Source organism: Tamlana sp. s12 (assembly GCF_016767215.1).
Lineage (GTDB): Bacteria > Bacteroidota > Bacteroidia > Flavobacteriales > Flavobacteriaceae > Pseudotamlana > Pseudotamlana agarivorans.
Window position 1 is genome coordinate 657,554 of sequence record NZ_CP068547.1, and the last position, 20,511, is coordinate 678,064.

At 36.1% G+C, this 20,511-nt stretch carries 21 protein-coding genes; 7 read left to right on the plus strand and 14 right to left on the minus strand.

The genetic code is table 11. The features are described from left to right. Window positions 1–55: 55 nt before the first annotated feature. The 3 genes from JJL45_RS02750 to JJL45_RS02760 form a co-directional block, all read right to left on the minus strand. The gene (locus JJL45_RS02750) at window positions 56–1,324 is read right to left on the minus strand and encodes an MFS transporter (protein ID WP_068605085.1); all 1,269 of its coding nucleotides are present in this window, start codon (window positions 1,322–1,324) and stop codon (window positions 56–58) included. A 172-nt stretch (window positions 1,325–1,496) separates the two neighbouring features. After that, the gene (gene recJ, locus JJL45_RS02755; protein WP_068605084.1) at window positions 1,497–3,188 is read right to left on the minus strand and encodes a single-stranded-DNA-specific exonuclease RecJ; all 1,692 of its coding nucleotides are present in this window, start codon (window positions 3,186–3,188) and stop codon (window positions 1,497–1,499) included. A gap of 155 nt (window positions 3,189–3,343) precedes the next feature. Beyond that, entirely contained in the window at window positions 3,344–3,766 is a 423-nt protein-coding gene (locus tag JJL45_RS02760; protein WP_067145384.1) for an OsmC family protein, read from the minus strand. 322 nt (window positions 3,767–4,088) lie between these two features. Here JJL45_RS02760 and JJL45_RS02765 point away from each other — a divergent pair, with 322 nt between their 5' ends. Then, window positions 4,089–4,706, plus strand: a complete 618-nt coding sequence (locus JJL45_RS02765) for an HPP family protein (protein ID WP_068605083.1) — start codon at window positions 4,089–4,091, stop codon at window positions 4,704–4,706. Here the strand turns inward: JJL45_RS02765 and JJL45_RS02770 are convergent. The 6 genes from JJL45_RS02770 to JJL45_RS02795 form a co-directional block, all read right to left on the minus strand. Next, entirely contained in the window at window positions 4,703–5,272 is a 570-nt protein-coding gene (locus JJL45_RS02770; protein ID WP_068605082.1) for a uracil-DNA glycosylase family protein, read from the minus strand. The two genes, JJL45_RS02765 and JJL45_RS02770, sit on opposite strands and share 4 nt — an antisense overlap. A gap of 509 nt (window positions 5,273–5,781) precedes the next feature. Beyond that, window positions 5,782–6,126, minus strand: coding sequence for a HopJ type III effector protein (locus JJL45_RS02775; protein WP_068605080.1), 345 nt, complete (start codon window positions 6,124–6,126; stop codon window positions 5,782–5,784). 39 nt (window positions 6,127–6,165) lie between these two features. Beyond that, window positions 6,166–6,927, minus strand: coding sequence for a hypothetical protein (locus JJL45_RS02780; protein WP_068605079.1), 762 nt, complete (start codon window positions 6,925–6,927; stop codon window positions 6,166–6,168). Then, entirely contained in the window at window positions 6,914–7,615 is a 702-nt protein-coding gene (locus JJL45_RS02785; RefSeq protein WP_068605078.1) for a hypothetical protein, read from the minus strand. Before JJL45_RS02785 ends, JJL45_RS02780 begins: the two co-directional genes overlap by 14 nt. Window positions 7,616–7,637: 22 nt before the next feature. Next, window positions 7,638–8,309, minus strand: coding sequence for a 16S rRNA (cytidine(1402)-2'-O)-methyltransferase (gene rsmI / locus JJL45_RS02790; RefSeq protein WP_068605077.1), 672 nt, complete (start codon window positions 8,307–8,309; stop codon window positions 7,638–7,640). Window positions 8,310–8,345: 36 nt separating this feature from the next. Continuing rightward, window positions 8,346–9,146, minus strand: coding sequence for a hypothetical protein (locus JJL45_RS02795; RefSeq protein ID WP_068605075.1), 801 nt, complete (start codon window positions 9,144–9,146; stop codon window positions 8,346–8,348). 107 nt (window positions 9,147–9,253) lie between these two features. Here JJL45_RS02795 and JJL45_RS02800 point away from each other — a divergent pair, with 107 nt between their 5' ends. The 6 genes from JJL45_RS02800 to JJL45_RS02825 all read left to right on the plus strand — a co-directional run bounded on the left by JJL45_RS02800 (window position 9,254) and on the right by JJL45_RS02825 (window position 16,082). After that, on the plus strand, window positions 9,254–9,901 hold the full coding sequence (locus JJL45_RS02800; RefSeq protein WP_068605073.1) for a thymidine kinase: 648 nt from the start codon (window positions 9,254–9,256) through the stop codon (window positions 9,899–9,901). Beyond that, window positions 9,894–11,003 carry an alanine racemase gene (gene alr, locus JJL45_RS02805; protein ID WP_068605070.1) on the plus strand — a complete coding sequence of 370 codons (1,110 nt, stop codon included), beginning with the start codon at window positions 9,894–9,896 and terminating at the stop codon, window positions 11,001–11,003. The genes JJL45_RS02800 and alr overlap by 8 nt, the downstream gene beginning before the upstream one ends. Before the next feature lie 129 nt (window positions 11,004–11,132). Next, window positions 11,133–11,534, plus strand: a complete 402-nt coding sequence (gene mscL, locus JJL45_RS02810; protein WP_068605068.1) for a large-conductance mechanosensitive channel protein MscL — start codon at window positions 11,133–11,135, stop codon at window positions 11,532–11,534. Between the two features lie 146 nt (window positions 11,535–11,680). Beyond that, a complete protein-coding gene (locus tag JJL45_RS02815) occupies window positions 11,681–12,670 on the plus strand; it encodes an aspartate-semialdehyde dehydrogenase (RefSeq protein WP_067145406.1) in 990 nt (329 codons plus the stop codon). A gap of 270 nt (window positions 12,671–12,940) precedes the next feature. Then, entirely contained in the window at window positions 12,941–15,037 is a 2,097-nt protein-coding gene (locus tag JJL45_RS02820; RefSeq protein ID WP_242521409.1) for a prolyl oligopeptidase family serine peptidase, read from the plus strand. A 133-nt stretch (window positions 15,038–15,170) separates the two neighbouring features. Continuing rightward, window positions 15,171–16,082 (plus strand): ABC transporter ATP-binding protein, encoded by a 912-nt coding sequence (locus JJL45_RS02825; RefSeq protein ID WP_068605064.1) that lies wholly within the window; start codon window positions 15,171–15,173, stop codon window positions 16,080–16,082. A 48-nt stretch (window positions 16,083–16,130) separates the two neighbouring features. Here the strand turns inward: JJL45_RS02825 and JJL45_RS02830 are convergent, their stop codons facing one another. The 5 genes from JJL45_RS02830 to accC all read right to left on the minus strand — a co-directional run bounded on the left by JJL45_RS02830 (window position 16,131) and on the right by accC (window position 20,449). Continuing rightward, complete coding sequence (locus tag JJL45_RS02830) at window positions 16,131–16,898, minus strand: zinc-dependent peptidase (protein ID WP_068605063.1); 768 nt, start codon at window positions 16,896–16,898, stop codon at window positions 16,131–16,133. Window positions 16,899–17,040: 142 nt separating this feature from the next. After that, on the minus strand, window positions 17,041–17,649 hold the full coding sequence (locus JJL45_RS02835; RefSeq protein WP_068605122.1) for a superoxide dismutase family protein: 609 nt from the start codon (window positions 17,647–17,649) through the stop codon (window positions 17,041–17,043). A gap of 236 nt (window positions 17,650–17,885) precedes the next feature. Then, window positions 17,886–18,344, minus strand: coding sequence for a 3-oxoacyl-ACP synthase (locus tag JJL45_RS02840; RefSeq protein ID WP_068605062.1), 459 nt, complete (start codon window positions 18,342–18,344; stop codon window positions 17,886–17,888). Then, window positions 18,331–19,020, minus strand: a complete 690-nt coding sequence (gene mtgA, locus JJL45_RS02845) for a monofunctional biosynthetic peptidoglycan transglycosylase (RefSeq protein WP_068605061.1) — start codon at window positions 19,018–19,020, stop codon at window positions 18,331–18,333. The genes JJL45_RS02840 and mtgA overlap by 14 nt, the downstream gene beginning before the upstream one ends. 85 nt (window positions 19,021–19,105) lie before the next feature. Next, on the minus strand, window positions 19,106–20,449 hold the full coding sequence (gene accC, locus JJL45_RS02850) for an acetyl-CoA carboxylase biotin carboxylase subunit (protein ID WP_067145421.1): 1,344 nt from the start codon (window positions 20,447–20,449) through the stop codon (window positions 19,106–19,108). Window positions 20,450–20,511 lie beyond the last annotated feature (62 nt).

Consider the following 20,511-nt stretch of genomic DNA (forward strand, 5'->3'; position numbering starts at 1 on the left):
TGTTTAAAGAGGGGAAAATCATGGATGTAAGGCGTGAATAATCAGCAGTAATCGCTTATTCTGCCTTTTCGTGTACTTCCAAATCCTTGGTTAAATCCAGCTTCCTAAACGTTGGTGATACAATCGCTGTGGTAATAACCGTGATTAAAGTCATCGTGCCCCCAAAAACAACCGCAGTGGCTGCGCCCATAAATTTGGCTGTCACCCCACTTTCAAAAGCCCCAAGCTCGTTAGAAGAGCCTACAAACATCGAATTTACCGACGACACGCGACCACGCATATGATCGGGCGTTTTAATTTGTAGAATGGTTTGTCTAATTACCATAGAAACCCCATCGGTAATACCACTAAAAAACAGTGCTAACAACGAAATCCAAAACACCGAGGACAATCCGAAAACAACAATACTCAATCCGAAACCAAAAATAGCCACCAACAACTTCATTCCGGCATTTTTACTAATGGGAATATACGCGGTAACCAGCATGGTAATAAAAGCACCTACTGCCGGCGCCGCTCTTAATACCCCAAAACCTTCACTACCCACTTTTAAAATATCTTGTGCAAAAACAGGTAAAAGCGCAATAGCACCACCAAATAAAACAGCTACCATATCTAAAGTCATCGCTCCTAAAATGGCTTTGGTTTTAAAAACAAAGCGCACCCCTTCTTTTAAACTCTCCACAACGGGTTCCCCGATTTTCGGATTTAAAACAGGTTTTTTTTCTATAAAAAGTAGAATAAAAAAAGATAACATGATTAATCCGAAAACGATACATAAGGCCCAATGCACGCCCATCCAACCAATAGCAAAACCACCAAAGGCAGGCCCTAATACCGCAGCCATTTGCCATGTTGAACTGTTCCAAGTGGCCGCATTCGGATATATTTTTTTAGGCACAATTAAGGCTACTAACGAGAAAATGGTAGGACCGAAAAACGAGCGTAAAAAACCTCCGAAAAACACCAAGGCATATATTGAATATAAAATCGTTTTGTTATCCCAGCCAGCAACAACCACATCCCAGGTAAGTAAAAAGAGTCCTAAACTAATTAATGAAAATGCGGCAATACAAAGCGCCAAAAGGTTTCGTTTTTCTTTCTGGTCTACAATATGCCCCGCAAACAATGCCATAGTAAACGCCGGAATAATTTCCATAAGCCCGATAACTCCTAAGGACAACGGATCCTTGGTTAAACTATATACTTCCCACTCAATAACAATAAATTGCATGGTCCATCCAAAAACTAATGCAAAGCGCACCAATAAAAAAATATTGAATTCTTTGATTCGGAGTGCTGCGTAGGGGTCTTTTTTAGGCATAATACACTTATTTAATACGGGTTAGATTAGCTTTATTTTGTACTGGCACTGTCATTCTGACGAAGTATGAGGAAGAATCTTCACGCTAAAAGATTTCTCGTCAGTCGTTCCTCCTTCTGTCGAAATGACAAAACCCTAAAAAACCGTTTTTTTATAACTTTAATAATTCAATTTATTTAACATCCCGCAATTTCAACTGTAACGAAACATTCCCCTGCCACTCATTTTCATCAATAGAATAAATGGCCGAAAATGGTTTTCCTTCGGTTGTTAAGGCTAATTTTTCACCCAAACCAAAACCAATACACACAATTTGCGAGTGCGACGGTGGTTGTTTTACTGTTAACCGTAAATGGGTTTCATCGGCGCCAACACATTTACCGTAGCCTGTGTCTACAAGGTTTTCAGTCATAAATACGGGCGACATATTACTGGGTCCGTAAGGTGCAAACTGTTTTAAAATGCGGTAAAATTTTGGGGTAATCTGTTCCAAATCGATTTGCGCATCAATTTGAATTTCGGGCGTTAAAAGGTTTCTGTCGATGGTTTTAGAAACCTCAGCTTCAAAAGCCTGTTTAAAAGCCTCATAATTTTCTTCAGCTAAAGTTAAACCCGCGGCGTATTTATGTCCTCCAAACTGTTCGATGTGTTCCTGGCAGGCTTCCAAGGCATTGTAAACATCAAAACCTTTAACCGATCGTGCTGATGCTGCTAATTTATCGCCACTTTTCGTAAACACTAAAGTAGGTCGGTAATAGGTTTCGGTTAATCGCGAAGCCACGATACCAATAACCCCTTTATGCCAACTTTCGTGATATACAACGGTCGTTAGACGGTCTTGCTCATTGTGATCCTCAATTTGTTGAAGCGCTTCGAGCGTAATTTGCTTATCGGTCTCACGACGGTCTAAATTGTAATTATTAATGTCTTCAGCGTAAGCTTCAGCTGCTTTCTCATCGGTTTCCATTAACAAAGTCACGGCATAATTACCGTGTTTCATTCGGCCAGCGGCATTAATTCTAGGCGCTACAATAAATACCACATCCGTTATGGTAAACTCGGTTTTATGAACCTGTTTTAAAATGGCTTGGATACCTGGTCTAGGGGTGTTATTTACTACCTGCAAACCAAAATAGGCAAGCGCTCGGTTTTCCCCGTCAATAGGGACAATATCGGCTCCTATAGCCGTGGCTACAAGGTCTAAATACTCGGTTAAATTTTCTGCTGATTTTCCTTCTTTAGACGCTAAAGCTTGAATGAGTTTAAAGCCCACACCGCAACCACATAATTCCTTATACGGATAGTTACAATCCTCACGTTTCGGATCTAAAACGGCGACAGCATCTGGAATTTCATCACCTGGCCTGTGGTGATCACAAATAATGAAATCGACACCTAATGATTTGGCATGTGCCACCTTTTCTATGGCCTTAATACCACAGTCTAAAGCAATGATTAAAGTGAAATCGTTTTCATGCGCAAACTCAATCCCCTTATACGACACGCCATAACCTTCGTCGTAGCGATCGGGGATATAGGTATAAACCTGTTCGTGTTTGGTTTTTAAGTACGACGCCATTAAAGCTACCGAGGTGGTACCATCGACATCATAATCGCCATAAACCAATATGTTCTCATTATTTTGAAAAGCCTTTTCAATACGTTCCACAGCCCTATCCATGTCTTTCATTAGAAACGGATCATGGAGATCTTTGAAACTGGGACGAAAAAATTGTTTGGCCTGATCGTAGGTTTCAATCCCACGCTGAACCAATAAACTGGCCAAAACAGGATCGATTTGAAGGGTATTTGCTAAGGATTTAACCTTTTTTGAGGGTGGAATTGGCTTTAAAGTCCAACGCATATTTAGGTTTGAAAATTACAAGTTAACAGGTATTGAGTTCTCATTCAACTCTATGGTACCATCTGAAGAATGTTCGGTCTCCACATCATCTTCTATTTAAAATGTTGCGAATTATCATGTCTTCAAAAAAAGGTACAAAACGGGTGAATTAAACCTTATTTTTTATGAAAATGCGTTTGCACATCAAGCTCAGCGAATTGGCGAAACATTTCCATAACACCGCAATATTTTTCGATGGATAAATCAACCGCTCTTTGTAATTTTTTTTCATTGAGTTCGGCACCATAAAAATGAAACGCCATAGTGACTTTATCGTAAATTTTAGGGTCGGTATCGGTAAGATTCGCATCAATATCTACTTTAAAATCATCCACCTGTAACTTCATTTTTTTAATAAGTGAAGCCACGTCCAGACCAGAACATCCTGCTAAACCAGAAAGCATTAAAGCTTTTGGTCTGTAACCTTCGCCTTTACCTCCGTTTTCTTCGCCTGCATCAATAAATAAATTATGTCCGGAAGGGTTTGTGCTTTCAAATCGCATCTCCCCTAACCATTTGGTAGAAACTTGAACTCCCATAGTGTAAATGTTATAATTAGTATGAATCTCCAAAAATACTGAACTCATTTGAACTTTTTGCGTTTAAGCAAAAATTAGACATCTTTTGACCATTTGAAAGTTTTTTTTGAGTTCCATAGCCGAGCTACGGAAGAAAAAAAAAGGTGAAAAATGGGTAGAAAAAGGCAATTTTTTAGAAAATGGAAAATGTTTAAATCAGTTCACTGTATTAAATAAACAAAAACAAGTTCGTGTTCAAGAAACAATAACACAGTGTGTTAAAAATATTTTCTGATATCACTTAGATTTCAATTTATATCTTTGCAACGCAAAAGTATATTTAATGTTTAAACAAAAATTAAAGCGTTATTATAGAATTATAAAATACATATTACACAAAGAAACACTAGTAGATTATAGAGAATCGCTGTGGTCTTTTTTAGGGTCGTTTATTGGAATTTCTGCAATAGGATTTATTCAAAGTAAATACTTATTACCTATAGAGAACATTTCATTAATAGGCTCTTTTGGTGCAACCTGTGTTTTACTATATGGCGCAATCGACAGTCCGCTTGCACAACCCAGAAATTTAATTGGCGGACATTTAATTAGTGCATTTATTGGGGTAACGGTTTATAAACTGTGTCCAGACCCCATATGGTTTAGTGCGCCTTTAGCAGTCGCCTTATCTATTATGGTGATGCAATACACTAAAACCTTGCACCCTCCAGGTGGTGCTACAGCTTTAATAGCGGTTATTGGCACCGAAAAAATAAAATCTTTAGGATATTTATACCTGTTTTCTCCAGTTTTATCGGGTATCATCATACTGCTTTTTGTCGCTTTTTTAATTAATAACCTAGACGCTAAAAGGCAATACCCTGCTAAAAGTAAACTGCCAAAAACCATTAAAAGAGCTATTATTCCTTTAAAATCGCACAACAAGAAAAATGCGGCTTAGATAAGCTCCTTTATACGAGCTTGAAGTGTTGGCAACACCTCCACATCAAACCATTTATTTTTTATAAGCCAAAACCGGTTTCGTGGCGATGGATGTGGTAGTGGTAAAAATCTAGGCAAATAATCATTATAATTATTAACCGTTTCAGTGAGGGTTTTCTTTGTTGATTTGCCGAGGTAATACTTTTGAGCATAGGCTCCAATTAACAAGATGAGCTCTACTTGTTTAAGTTCATCAAAAAGCAATTCATGCCATTCAGGAGCGCATTCTTTCCGCGGCGGTAAATCGCCCGACTTGCCTTTTCCGGGGTAGCAAAAACCCATGGGGATGATGGCAAATTTAGTGGCATCGTAGAAATCTTCAACCGATACATTGAGCCATTTTCGTAGCTGATTTCCGCTCGCGTCGTCCCAAGGAACTCCCGAAGCATGTACTTTGGTTCCCGGGGCTTGTCCTATAATCACGATTTTAGCATCTGGGTGCGCAGATACAACAGGTCGCGGTCCAAGCGGTAAATAGTCTTCGCAAATCCGGCATTGTTTTATATTTTGGAGGAGTTGTTCCATTCGATTGTTATTAGCTTCTTACCCTTAGGGTCACAATTGCGGGACGTGAATATGTTCCATGTTATTTTTTACACTGAGATACACGAAGTTTCACAGAGAGGCACAGAGTAACAAACTCATTATAAAAATAAATAAATTATCCGTGATGAAAGACTCCGAGAAGCTCTGTGTGTCTCTGTGAATCTCTGAGTAATATTTTTATTGGACGCTTTCTTAATCTTACGGACACAAGACCACTCTCCTGATATTGGAAAGTAAATATCTGCCAAGTAATTTTTACACTGAGATACACGAAGTTTCACAGAGAGACACAGAGTTATAAACGCATTATAAAAATAAATAAAATCGTTATGACACAAATTTCACGGATTAGCATATAATGGTTTCAGACAACATCTATCAGTGATAAACTGACCTAAAAACTCCGCGAGCCTCTGTGAATCTCTGAGTAATAACAATGATAATTCGAATTATTTACAAATAATTCTCATCAAAGAAATAAAAATATTCTATTTAGCGACCAAAGCAACACCGTCAAAAATCAAACCTTCAAAACCGGTTTTCATAAAATTTCTAATGTTTTGGTGCCCTGTTCCATTAGGATCTTCAAGAACATCTTCAAAGTAAAACTGACCAAAACAAGCTAAAGTTTCTTCTTTTGTAAAGCCTTGTTTTTGAGCAAAAGCAAACAATTTGCAAGATCCAGAATTTTCGCCTTTAGCGTTTTTTAAAGCACCATTTAAAAAAGCAGTTGGTGTAAACTCATAAAGCTCTTCAATTACACTCATGGTATCGGCAAATATTATAGACTTTGGATTATTTTGTAATTTTTCTTTAAATGTTTCTATGTTCATTTTAGTACGGATTATTTATCTAAATTTATTTGAAAGCAACTAGTTTAATTCTTGATTTTTCTTCGAATCTATTAAAGCTATTAACTTGTTTAAAGATGATTTAATTTCTTTTGACTCACTTTTATTTAGCATCAATTCTGCTTTCTTTTTCATTCCACTATAATCCCCATTAGGGTAAAGCGCTATTAATTTTGAAAAATAGACATCGATCCCCTCAGCTAATTTTGCTTTACCAGCTTCTGAAAATGATTTTTCATCATTAATCTCATCTAGGTAAATAATATAATTATTGATTAAAATTTTAATATTAGAATCTACCCTTCTTTTAAGGGAAGTAGAATTAGGATCATCTGCACTTTCTTTAATTTGTTCATTACCAAGACTAAAATAATCCAATTGTAAGCCTAAACCATATTGCCAAACAGCTAGCATTTCCATATCATAAACATATTTATCTTTTCTGTCTGTGGCAGTGTAAATTTGCTGCATATCTTGCCAATGCTTAAAAAATTCGGATGCAACGTCATTACGATGTTTTAGTCCTAATTCATTATCACGCAATACAACTAAAAAATTTTGTTGATCAGTAAGTTTTTCAACAACTACTCTTCCTTCAGGATTACTAAATGTTGGTTTTTTTTCATCATTTTCATACCCAAACCTTAATTCTAAAATAGCTTTATCATAATCATCAACATCCCAATATCTCTTGTTTATCGGATATTCATGGTCCTCTTCCGTTTTACACTGTGTTAACGCTAAACAACAAATAGCTAAAAATAAATACTTAAACTTGGTCATTGATTTTAATTTTGGGGTTTTTATATTCGGACAGTAAAGTTAACAAACTATCCACTTGTCTTTCGTATCTTTTTTGTTCACTAAGCACATAGCTATGAAACGTATTATAATCATATTCCCTTTGAAAAGCTCTTTCTTCCTCCTTGGTGGCTCGAATCACCTCGCTAATTTTGTCTTTATCAAAATGGTTTAATTGCGCTACTTTTTGTTTGGCTTTACGAGCAAATAGTTCCGTTATTTTTATATGATATTTTTCATGTTGCAGAAGCTCTAGACTGTTGGTTTTATTATTATAAACGTAAGATTGAGATGGATGAAAAAAAGATTTTACCTCAACAGAATCGTCTTCAATATTACTTTCAATAGTTGTTACAACATACGCAAAGTGCTTATTCCCATATAATGACTTTCTAAAAAACTCTAAACCTCGAAAATTTTCAAATGTAATCTCCTCATACTTATCATATGTCATTGGTTTTTCGTAATCTAAATAATTGGTGTGATTGATGGTTGCAAAAAAAGCAATCAGAATAAATAAAAAAAGGAAAGTATATTTAGCAGTCTTCACTAACCGCTTAAAAGGTATTATATTACCACGTTTACGTTCTTTTAACACCAAAACCAACTGATAAACGAGTGGCGAGAAATATAGCAGTAAAATGAGAGTAGCAACTAGATTTTCATTCATAGGTCAATCTCTAAATTAAGAATTATCGCTTCCCATCCACCACAATAACAATTTCGCCTTTTGGTGGTTTGTTGGTATAATGTTCTAAAACTTCTTTGGCCGTCCCTCTAACGGTTTCTTCAAACATTTTGGTTAACTCTCTTGAAACCGAAACGATACGATCTTCTCCAAAATATTCACAAAAATGAGCAAGCGTTTTGACCAATTTATGCGGACTCTCGTAAAAAATGATGGTTCTAGGCTCTTCAGCTAAAAGCAATAATCGGGTTTGGCGCCCTTTTTTAACCGGTAAAAAACCTTCAAAAACGAATTTATCATTGGGCAAACCAGAGTTTACTAACGCTGGCACAAAGGCTGTTGCTCCGGGTAAACATTCTACAGCAATGCCGTTTTCAATACAAGCTCTTGATAGTAAAAACCCAGGATCTGAAATGGCTGGCGTACCCGCATCACTAATTAACGCAACCGTAGTACCGGCTTTTAATTTTTGAATGATATTTTCAACCGTTTTATGCTCATTATGCATGTGATGCGACTGCATGTGCGTTGAAATTTCAAAATGTTTTAGGAGTTTCCCCGAAGTACGCGTGTCTTCAGCTAAAATTAAATCGACATCTTTTAAAACCTCAACAGCTCTAAAAGTCATATCCTTTAAATTCCCAATGGGTGTAGGTACAAGGTAAAGTTTACTCATACGCAAAGGTAGAAATTGTAACTTTTAAAAGTAAACTTAATTAAACTTAGCTTCTATAATTTCTACAAAACGTTCTTCAAATTCTTCTTTCCCCTCCCAATTGTTGTAGTCTGGCTTCACCATATTCTGAATAAAATTCATAGCATTATCCCAAGAGTCGATCGTATTTAATTGCGAAATCACACGATCGTAATCTTCATGTTTCCCATCAAACAAATGTTTTATAAAACCAATTTTTTCGTTTAAACCAATTTTAAACCCACCTACTTTTAATCGGTCATTCAAAGATTTTTTTCCCTGAGACATTCCGTTTGAAGCTTTAGAAACAGGTTCAAAAATAGGCATGTCTTTAAAACCAGCTGTCAAATCGTCGAAATCATCTTTTCTAACCGGTGGCTCAACAGGTTTAACCGATTCTACGGGCTTAACTGGTTCTATGGGTTGAACTGGTTCTTCTGGGGTAGGTCTCTCAAAAACAGGCTCCACAGGGTCGGGAGTTTCAGGCATATGCTGTAACATATCCTTTATTTTAGCCATGGCGGGCTCGGTAATGACATCGCGATTGGCGTCGTCAAAATTAACGTATATCTTATCTTCAACTTCAATATTATCACTCACCTTATTATTAAACGCACTGTCTAACATTCCAAAAAACGAAGAATCGCTACCAATTTTAGGTAATTCACCATCAAAATTTTCCTCAGCAAATTTTAGTACCGTTAGTGCTTCATATAAAGCCCCTGCTTCAGCTTGTAATTTAACCACATCCTCTTTCCCTTTCAGCTTAAGAATTCTATGTGCAATACTAACAAGATCCGATTCTAACTTCTTCTTCATTGTTTATAAATTTTTAATTATTACCCTGAGGGCTTTTGATTTTTAATAAATTTGCGCCACCTTTATGCAAATGAATATTTCCTTTGTTTTAGTGTTAAAATTACAAAATGTTTCTCGAAAATACAGTAAATCATAAAGAACAATTTGGCTGGATTGAAGTGATCTGTGGTTCCATGTTTTCCGGAAAGACCGAAGAACTTATACGCCGATTAAAACGCGCTCAAATTGCCAGACAAAAAGTAGAAATTTTTAAACCTGCTTTAGATATTCGTTATGATGAAGATAAGGTCGTTTCTCATGATGCTAACGAAATTCGATCTACCCCTGTGCCTGCCGCTGCCAACATTCCTATTTTAGCCGACGGTTGTGATGTGGTTGGTATCGATGAAGCTCAATTTTTTGATGATGAAATTGTACGCATTTGCAATGACCTCGCTAACAAAGGCGTGCGCGTTATTGTAGCTGGTTTGGACATGGATTTTAAAGGCAATCCTTTTGGCCCCATGCCCAATTTAATGGCTACTGCCGAATACGTCACTAAAGTACATGCGGTTTGTACAAAAACTGGCAATTTAGCCCAATACAGTTACCGAAAAAACAAAAATGACAGCTTGGTTTTATTAGGCGAAGTTAATGAATACGAACCTTTAAGTCGTGCGGCATACTACAAAGCCATGATGCGTGATAAAGTAAGAAATATGAAAGTGAATGATGCCGAAGAATTAACCAACAAAAAAAATCAAGACGATGCCTAAAGCACAAGAGACTGTGCTCGAAATTAACTTAAAAGCACTTCAGCATAATTTTGACTACTTAAAATCGAAATTAAAACCTCAAACAAAATTTATAGCCGTTGTAAAGGCTTATGCCTACGGCAATGACTCTTGTGAAATAGCCCTTTTTTTAGAAAAATTACAGGTTGATTATTTTGCAGTGGCTTTTATTGAAGAAGGCGTAGCCCTGCGAGAGGCAGGAGTAAAAGCTCCTATTTTAATACTACACCCACAAATTGTTAACTTTGATATTTTAGTTGAAAACCGTTTAGAACCAAGTTTATACAACGAAAAAATACTTAAAGAATTTATAGCTGCTATTTCCGAAAAAAATATTGAAAAATATCCCGTTCACCTCAAGTTTAACACGGGTTTAAACCGATTAGGATTTTGGCATACCGATGTTAAAATGATTGCTGAAACGTTGAGTGAAACCAAAACTTTAGAAGTGGTTTCGATACTTTCTCATTTGGCAGCCAGTGAAGATTTAAACGAAAAAACCTTCACCCTAAACCAAATTGAAGATTTTAATAATATCGCTGAAAATTTCACTAAAGAAACCGGCCTAAAACCATTAAAACATATTTGCAATACGTCGGGTATTTTAAACTATCCCGAAGCACATTTCGACATGATACGATCTGGAATCGGATTGTATGGCTTTGGAAATTCCGAAAAGGAAAATCCGAATTTTAGACCCATTGGTACTTTAAAAACGGTTATTTCTCAAATTCATAATATTATTGAAGGCGAATCCATTGGCTACAATCGCGGCTTCAAAGCGACCGAAACCTTAAGATCGGCAACTCTACCTATAGGTCACGCCGATGGTATTGGTAGGCATTATGGACATGGTAAAGGTTTTGTAACCATACATGGTCAAAAAGCTCCCATAATTGGAAATGTTTGTATGGACATGATTATGGTAGACGTTACTCATATTGATTGCCACGAAGGTGATGAGGTGATTGTTTTTGGAGAATCGCCTACTGCAGAAAATCTTGCCGAAGCAGCTAATACCATTTCCTACGAGTTAATTACACACATCTCGCAACGCGTTATGCGTATTTTTACCAACCATTAAACCAATTAGTTACATTCTTTTTACTATTTTTAGAACTGAACTGATGTAAACTTTTTACGTTTAAGCGAAAATTATTTTTTAGCAAATGGAAAAAGTATAAATCAGTTCGCTTAACCAAAATTTAAAAATATGCTAAAAGAATTTAAAGAATTTGCCATGAAAGGCAATTTGGTCGACATTGCTGTTGGTTTCGTTATGGGTGCCGCCTTTAAAGAAGTGGTCACCTCTTTTACAGGAGGCATTGTTTCTCCATTAATCGGATTAATTTTCCAATCGGATTTCAAAGATCTCAAATACGTAATTACTGAAGGCGTTACTAATGCTGAAGGTGTTGTAGAAGGCGAAGTTTCTATACTTTGGGGTGCATTTTTAACCAATGTTATTGACTTTATCATCGTAGCTTTCGTGATGTTCATGGTTGTTAAAGCCGTGAATAAAATGAAGAGAAAAGAAGAGCCTGCTCCAGAACCACCAAAAGGACCAACTCAAGAAGAATTACTTATCCAAATTAGAGACTTGTTAAAAAAATAATTAATTGTTAAATAAATAACACTGTGTTATTTCTTGTTAAAAAGCTCTCATTTTCAGAAAATGAGTGCTTTTTTTAGATTTATAAATAGAATTAATACTTAGTTTTGCCTCTCAGAAATTTAATATAAATAGAAAATTTATTTATTATGAAAGTTGCAGTAGTTGGTGCCACTGGTATGGTAGGCGAAGTGATGTTAAAAGTTCTTGCAGAACGTAATTTTCCAGTAACAGAATTAATTCCTGTTGCCTCAGAACGTTCGGTAGGTAAAACAATAAGCTACAAAGGAAACGATTATAAAGTTGTTGGATTAGAAACCGCGGTTTCAATGCGCCCAGATATTGCCTTGTTTTCGGCAGGAGGCGACACGTCTTTAGAATGGGCTCCTAAATTTGCTGAAGCAGGAACCACAGTAGTTGATAACTCTTCTGCTTGGCGTATGGATCCTACTAAAAAATTGGTAGTACCAGAAATTAATGCAGGTGAATTAACTAAAGAAGATAAAATTATTGCTAATCCAAATTGTTCTACAATTCAATTAGTAATGGCTCTAGCACCTTTACATAAAGCCTACAACATGAAACGTGTTGTAATATCCACTTACCAATCGGTTTCTGGAACTGGTGTAAAAGCTGTTAAACAACTAGAAAACGAAATTGCAGGTATCGATGGCGAAATGGCTTACCCTTACCCTATTGGAAGAAACGCCTTGCCACATTGTGATGTTTTCTTAGAAAATGGGTACACCAAAGAGGAAATGAAATTAGCTAAAGAACCTCAAAAAATATTGAGTGATAACAGCTTTGCAGTTTCTGCTACAGCCGTTAGAATACCAACAGCTGGCGGACATTCAGAATCTGTTAACGTACAATTCGAGAAGGATTTCGATTTGGCTGATGTTCGTAAACTGTTAAGTGAAACTCCAGGTGTTGTTGTTCAAGATAATACCAGCACAAACACCTACCCTATGCCAATTTACGCGCATGATAAAGATGAGGTTTTTGTAGGTCGTATTAGACGTGACGAATCACAAGAAAACACCCTTAATATGTGGATTGTAGCCGATAACCTTAGAAAAGGTGCGGCGACTAACACCATTCAGATTGCTGAATACTTAATTAAAAACGGATTGGTTTAATACCAATAACTTTATACTTTTAAAAAACTCCTGCAACATCTGTAGGAGTTTTTTTGCATCGAATAATTACGTCGCTTTTTCCACAAACATTTTCATTAATAAAACGTAAATTTCAGGTACGCGAATTCACTGCAGTTTTAACTTTTCCTTAAGCCTTTTTACTAGTTATAACTCCTTGATTCTTTTAAGTTTTCTATATTTTTGACAACTTAAAAATAGCAGAAAATTATGTATAAATTCGCATGTTCCGTCTTATTTCTAATTCTATTTATGGCCTGTAAACAAGAAGCAAAAACATCTCACATTATAATTGCTGAGTACCCTGAAACAAAAAAAGTTGATACCGTAGACACCTACTTTGGTGTGAAAGTTAAAGATCCTTATCGCTGGCTAGAGGATGATAGAAGTCCCGAAACCGAAGCTTGGGTGGTGGCAGAAAACAAGGCTACTTTCGATTATCTAAATCAAATTCCGTACAGAGACACCTTAAAACAAAGACTCTCAGAATTATGGAACTACGAAAAAGTAGGCGCCCCGTTTAAGGAAGGTGATTATACCTATTTTTCTAAAAACAATGGTTTACAAAACCAAAATGTGATTTACAGAAAAAAAGGCAATGATGAAGCTGAAGTTTTTTTAGACCCTAATACCTTCTCTAAAGATGGTACAACTTCCCTTGGCGGACTTAGTTTTTCTGAAAATGGAAAAATTTTGGCTTACTCTATTTCTGAAGGCGGAAGCGACTGGAGAAAAGTCATTTTAATGAATACTGAAAACAAAGAAATTATTGAAGATACGCTTGTAGATATTAAATTTTCTGGATTGTCATGGTTCAAAAATGAAGGTTTTTATTATTCAAGTTACGATAAACCAAAAGGTAGTGAGCTTTCAGCTAAAACCGATCAGCACAAAGTATATTACCATAAATTAGGAACTCCTCAAAAAGAGGACCTTTTAATATTTGGTGGCACTCCTGAAGAAAAACACCGTTATATCATGGCGGATGTTACTGAAGATAACAAGTATCTAATCATTTCGGCGAGTATTTCTACCTCAGGAAACAAACTTTTTATTAAAGATCTAACCGCACCTAACAGCCCTTTTGTTACCATTTTAAATCATAGTGATAGCGATACAGATGTTTTGAAAAACAATGGGAGTACATTATTCTTAGCAACGAATTTAAACGCACCAAACAAAAAAATTGTAACTGTTGATGCCTCGAATCCATCACCAGAAAACTGGGTAGATTTAATTCCTGAAACCGAGCATGTGTTATCACCATCTACTAGTGGAGATTACATTTTAGCACACTATATGGTCGATGCGTTATCTAAGGTAAAACAGTACAATTTTGAAGGCGAATTAATAAGAGAAATTAAATTACCTGGATTAGGAACCGCAAGCGGATTTGGTAGTAAAAAAGATGAAAAAATCGATTACTTTTCATTTACAAACTATAACACACCTTCAAGCATCTACACCTTAAACCTTGAAACTGGTGAAACAACATTATACTGGAAACCTGCTATTGATTTTAATAGCAACGATTACGAAAGTCACCAAGTATTTTATACCTCAAAAGATGGTACTAAAATTCCAATGATGATTACCTATAAAAAAGGCTTAGAGTTAAACGGAAAAAATCCAACCATGCTTTATGCCTATGGCGGTTTCAACATCAGTTTAACTCCAACCTTTAGTGTTCCTAATGTTGTATGGATGGAGCAAGGTGGTATCTATGCCGTACCTAACCTACGTGGTGGTGGCGAATACGGAAAAGCATGGCACGATGCTGGAACAAAAATGCAAAAACAAAATGTATTTGATGATTTTATAGCTGCTGGCGAATACTTAATTAAAAACAACTACACCTCATCAAAGTACTTAGCAGTAAGAGGTGGATCAAATGGTGGTTTACTTGTTGGAGCAACCTTAACACAACGCCCAGATCTTATGCAAGTCGCCTTACCAGCAGTTGGTGTTTTAGATATGCTAAGATACCACACTTTTACAGCTGGTGCCGGTTGGGCCTATGATTATGGGACTGCAGAAGACAGTAAAGAGATGTTCGAATACCTTAAAAAATATTCACCTGTTCACAACGTGAAAAAAGGCTTTGAATATCCTGCAACTCTAATTACAACTGGCGATCATGACGATCGCGTTGTTCCTTCACATAGTTTTAAATTTGCTGCTGCTTTACAAGCCAAACAAGTTGGAAAACATCCCGTTTTAATTCGTATTGAAACCGATGCGGGCCATGGCGCTGGAACACCTATTAGTAAAACTATTGAGCAATATGCCGATATTTTTGGCTTTACATTAGACAATATGAAATTTAAAAGCTTACCGAATAAAATATAAACATGTTTATATAAATAATACCTTTGAGCCAAATTCTAAATTAGAGGATTTGGCTCATTTTTTTTAACTATCCTTGTATAATTTTAAAACCTCAAACGATTTTTATCGTCTTAATTATTAGGACTTCTTCCATATGCTACGCGTTGATCAACTTACTTTTTCTTATCATAAAAAACCTGTTTTAACCAATATATCATTTCAGGTAAAACCGGGTGAAAACTTAGCCATTATTGGAGAAAGTGGTTGCGGAAAAAGCACCCTTTTAAAGCTGTTGTATGGCGAATATGATTTGGATGGCGGACATATTTTTTGGAAGGAAGACGAAATTCTAGGACCCAAATACAACTTGGTAGTTGGCTACGATTTTATGAAATATGTGGCACAAGAATTTGATTTGATGCCCTTTACCTCGGTAGCCGAAAATATTGGAAAATTCCTATCTAACTTCTTTCCCGAGGAAAAAAAAGAACGCACTGCCGAACTTCTTGAAGTGGTAGAACTTACAGCTTTCGCAAAAACCAAAGTAAAACTATTAAGTGGCGGACAAAAACAACGGGTAGCCATAGCGCGGGCTTTAGCAAAACAGCCCGAAATCATGTTTTTAGATGAACCTTTTAGCCATATTGATAATTTCAAAAAGCAAAGTTTAAGACGGAATGTGTTTCAATATCTGAAGAAAAAAAACATCAGCTGCATTGTAGCCACGCATGACAAAGAAGACGTGCTAGGTTTTGCCGATCAAATGATCGTTTTAAGCGATCATAAAATCTTAGAGCACAATACCCCTGAAAAATTATATAAAAGCCCTAAAACACCCTTAATTGCATCTTTTTTCGGGGAATTTAATACTATTGATGGTGATTTAGTTTATGCCCATCAATTGCAAGTGGTAAATCATTCCAATATAAAAGCTACTGTTAAACGCGCCTATTACAAGGGACATTTCTATTTGGTGGAAGCCGATTTAAAAGGTCAAACCATATTTTTTGAGCATGATAAGCCCTTAATGACATCTGATGAGGTATATCTTGTGGTGAATAAATAAGTGGTACTCCTCGAAAAGCAGCTTAAAAGCAGATAAAAGAAACTAGTTTCAATTTTTAGTATGAAAACACATTTGAAGCATACGGTATAATTCGGGATGCTTCTTTTCCATGAGCTTAGGATTTTCAAAGAAATACTCGGAAGCTACAGCAAAAAATTCCGCTTGATTTGTTCCCCCATAACTTCTTATATCCGATTTGTTTTTATGTATGGCTTCCATTTCTTTATGAATGAGATTCAACCAGGGAATACTGTAACTGTGTTTCATAATATACTCCGGTACACCATCGGTAGCACCATCCATTTTATCTATGAGATGTATAAACTCATGTATAGCGGTATTGCTTTTATCATTCGCATTAGAAAATCCGTGATGTAAAGCCTTCCTAGAAAGTATCATTTGCTTTTCTAAACGGCCTGTACCAACCATGCCCATAATATTTCGGCGCTCGTTTTTATGCCCAAATTCGTAATCGGCATTAAAATTATCCGGATATAAAATAACACCACTCAAATTGGTATAATGCCATTCTGGAAATCCGAATACAGGAATAACAGCACTAGCCCCTACTAACAATCGATCTAAGTCCTCTAACTCAAATTCAACAGCCTCAACATTAACTTCATTTAGAAAAATCATGATACGATTTTCAAAAACCCTTTGCTGTTTAGGTGTTAAGGCCTTATAAAAAGCAACATGCTCCACTAAAAGCTGTTTCCATCCCTCTGGAAAAGTGTCCGGCTTTTTTGTTTTTAGCAAACGGAAAGCAAAAATGACTATAGCAACTAAGCATAAAAATGAAATAGCGTAAAACATAGATAACTTTAAAAAAAATGACAAGTTAAAATAAAATAAGGCTAGTGCATTAAAATTTTAAATTAAAGACACAAAAATAGGGTCAAGTTATTGTTAACCTGACCCCTGTCTTTAAAATTATTTAGATAATAAAATAATGTTATTACATAACAGCACCACATGCAATTCTAGCTCCTGCATCTCCTGTGGGTTGTGTTTTATAATCATCCTTACCTTCGTGAATTATGATACCACGGCCATTAATGGTTCTCGTTGTGTCTTGACAAGAAATACACCATTCGTCTGTTTCAAAATTAATAGTGGCTTTTCCGTTTTCATCAGCTGTAAAATTACCAATGTCACCACGATGATATCCTTGAACATCTCCCCATTTACCATGCTTGGTATTTGTTGGATTCCAATGTCCTCCTGTGGATTTGGCATCATGAGCAGAACAATCGGAAGTCTCATGTAAATGTACGGCATGAACGGTGTTTGGTTTTAAACCTTCAAATTCTGCCATCATCTTTACAGTATTATTAATTTCTGTAAAAACAATAGTACCTGACACATGACTTCCGCTTTTAGAGGCTATATCAACTTTAATCTGTGGCACCTCTGCTTCAGTTGCTGATTTATTATGTTCCATATCGTTTTCAATCTCTGGTGAATAGCTAGGATCTGACGTCGAATTATTTTCCTTCTTTTTGTTATTGCAAGACATCATTCCTATGATGCATATAGCAATAACCAATAGTTTCTTAATTTTCATAATATTGATTTTTAATAGTTTAAAAGCAGTCCTCATAAATAGATGACGAGCGTATAACTATAAAATTATAGAATCAATACCACGGAGATTGGTGGAAAAACATAAAAAGTTAACTCTAAAAATAATGTTTAGAAAGCTAAACTTGGTATAGAGATAGAGGTAGAAGCAAAATAAGAGGGGTGTTAACAGAATTTCCTTCTTGCACTATAGTTAATCGGCTAATAAAAATAAAGCCATTAAAAGACACCTGTGATGGTGAAATTTTGATCTCTAAAGGTGATGACATCATTTACGGTATGCCCCATTAATAATTTCCCAATAGGGGTATTTGAAGAAATAGCGTAAAAATGATCTTGTTCTACTTTTAGGACGCCTGCACTAATAGCAATAAAATAGTTGGCTTGACTGGTATAAACCACACTCCCTAAACCAATCTGCTTAGAAACTTTACCCACATTGACCTTATCCAGAATTTCTTTGGTTTTTTGAATTTCAGACCATTGATTTCCTGCTTTCTCGCGTTCCAACTGAAGCATGGCTCTACCCGTTTCATGTTTATCGCCGGCACTACTTTTAGTTTCTGAAGTTAAAGACTCTTGAATTTCGGAAATTGTTTTTTGAATAGTTTTAAATCGATCATCAATAAAATCGCAACATAAACCGTATAATGCCTCCTTAGTTTTAGCGTTTGCCATGATCCTTTTCTTTAAACTTTAAAGGGCCAAAATAGCGCATTTGCTTCACAATCCAAGCTTTTCTAGACTCAATGTAAGCTGTGGCGGGAGAAGCTATATATTTCCTCGGGTTTGGTAATATAGCCGCAATGGCAGCCGCTTCATATTGCGATAGGTTTTTAGCTGACTTTTTAAACCAATACTTCGAAGCTGCTTCAGCTCCATAAATACCTTTACCCATTTCAATACTGTTCAAATACACTTCTAAAATGCGCTGTTTAGACCAACACAACTCTATTAAAAAAGTGAAATAGGCTTCAAAACCTTTTCTAACCCAGCTACGTTCTGGCCAAAGAAATACATTTTTAGCCGTTTGCTGACTTATAGTACTTCCGCCACGCATACGTTTTCCTTTTTGGTTAGAAGTAATCGCCTTTTCTATGGCTTTATAATCAAAACCAGCATGTTTTAAAAAATTTTGATCTTCACTACAGATGACTGCACGTTGTAAATTAGTAGAAATGTCATCAATAGAAACCCAATCATGTTTTAATACTTTGGATGAATCGTCTTCAAAATAACGAATAGCCATTAATGGGGTGAATGGCACTGGCACAAATTTAAACAGAAGCACTAAAGCCAGAGTAAACACAACAAACCAAAAGCAAATTTTAAACAGAAATCTAAAAAAACGCATAAGTAAATACTAGATATTTGACTGTAAAAATAAGGCATAAAAAAACTCCGAAAGCAATTTCGGAGTTTTATTCTATATGGTTTTACTATTCCTTTTTCATAACGAAATCTTCCATAAACTTAGTGGTATAATTACCAGCCAAGTAATCTGGGTGATCCATTAATTGTCTGTGGAATGGAATGGTCGTTTTAATACCTTCAATCACGAACTCATCTAAAGCACGCTTCATTTTATTAATCGCCTCTTCTCTAGTTTGCGCCGTTGTAATTAACTTAGCAATCATAGAATCGTAGTTTGGCGGAATGGCATAACCAGCATACACGTGAGTATCTAAACGCACACCGTGACCTCCTGGAGCATGTAATGTAGTAATCATTCCTGGTGATGGTCTAAAACCATTAAAAGGATCTTCAGCATTAATACGACATTCTATAGAGTGTAATTTTGGTAAATAGTTTTTACCAGAAATTGGCACACCAGCAGCTACTAAAATTTGCTCACGAATTAAATCAAAATCGATCACTTGTTCAGTAATAGGGTGCTCTACTTGAATACGCGTATTCATTTCCATGAAGTAGAAGTTTCTGTGTTTATCTACCAAAAACTCAATAGTTCCAGCACCTTCATATTTAATGTACTCTGCCGCTTTTACAGCCGCTTCACCCATTTTTTTACGCAATGCAGGCGTCATAAATGGGGAAGGTACTTCTTCAGTTAATTTTTGATGACGACGTTGTACCGAGCAGTCTCTTTCAGATAAGTGACAGGCTTTTCCAGTAGAATCACCTACAACTTGTATTTCAATATGTCTTGGCTCTTCAATAAGTTTTTCCATGTACATATCGTCGTTTCCGAAGGCAGCTTTCGATTCTTGTCTTGCTGAGTCCCAAGCTGCTTTTAAATCTTCTTTTTTGAAGACACCACGCATACCTTTTCCTCCACCACCGGCAGAAGCTTTAAGCATGACTGGGTAACCTGTTTCTTCAGCAATTCTTTCGCAATCTTCATAAGATTCAATAACCCCATCACTACCTGGAACACAAGGAACACCTGCAGCTTTCATAGTTGCTTTAGCATTCGCTTTATCTCCCATTCGGTCAATCATTTCTGGAGAAGCTCCGATAAATTTAATACCGTGCTCTTCACAAATTCTTGAGAATTTAGCGTTTTCAGATAAAAATCCGTAACCTGGATGAATGGCATCTGCGTTAGTAATTTCTGCAGCAGATATAATATTTGACATCTTTAAATAAGACTCGCTACTCGCTGCTGGTCCAATACATACAGCTTCGTCTGCGAACTTTACATGTAGACTTTCTTCGTCGACTGTAGAATATACAGCCACGGTTTTAATGCCCATTTCTTTACAGGTTCTAATAACACGTAGTGCTATTTCACCTCTATTGGCTATTAATATTTTTTTAAACATCTTGTTAGAATTAGATTATACAGATCATTGGGTCCTTCGAAAATTTAAAGGGTTATCCCTTT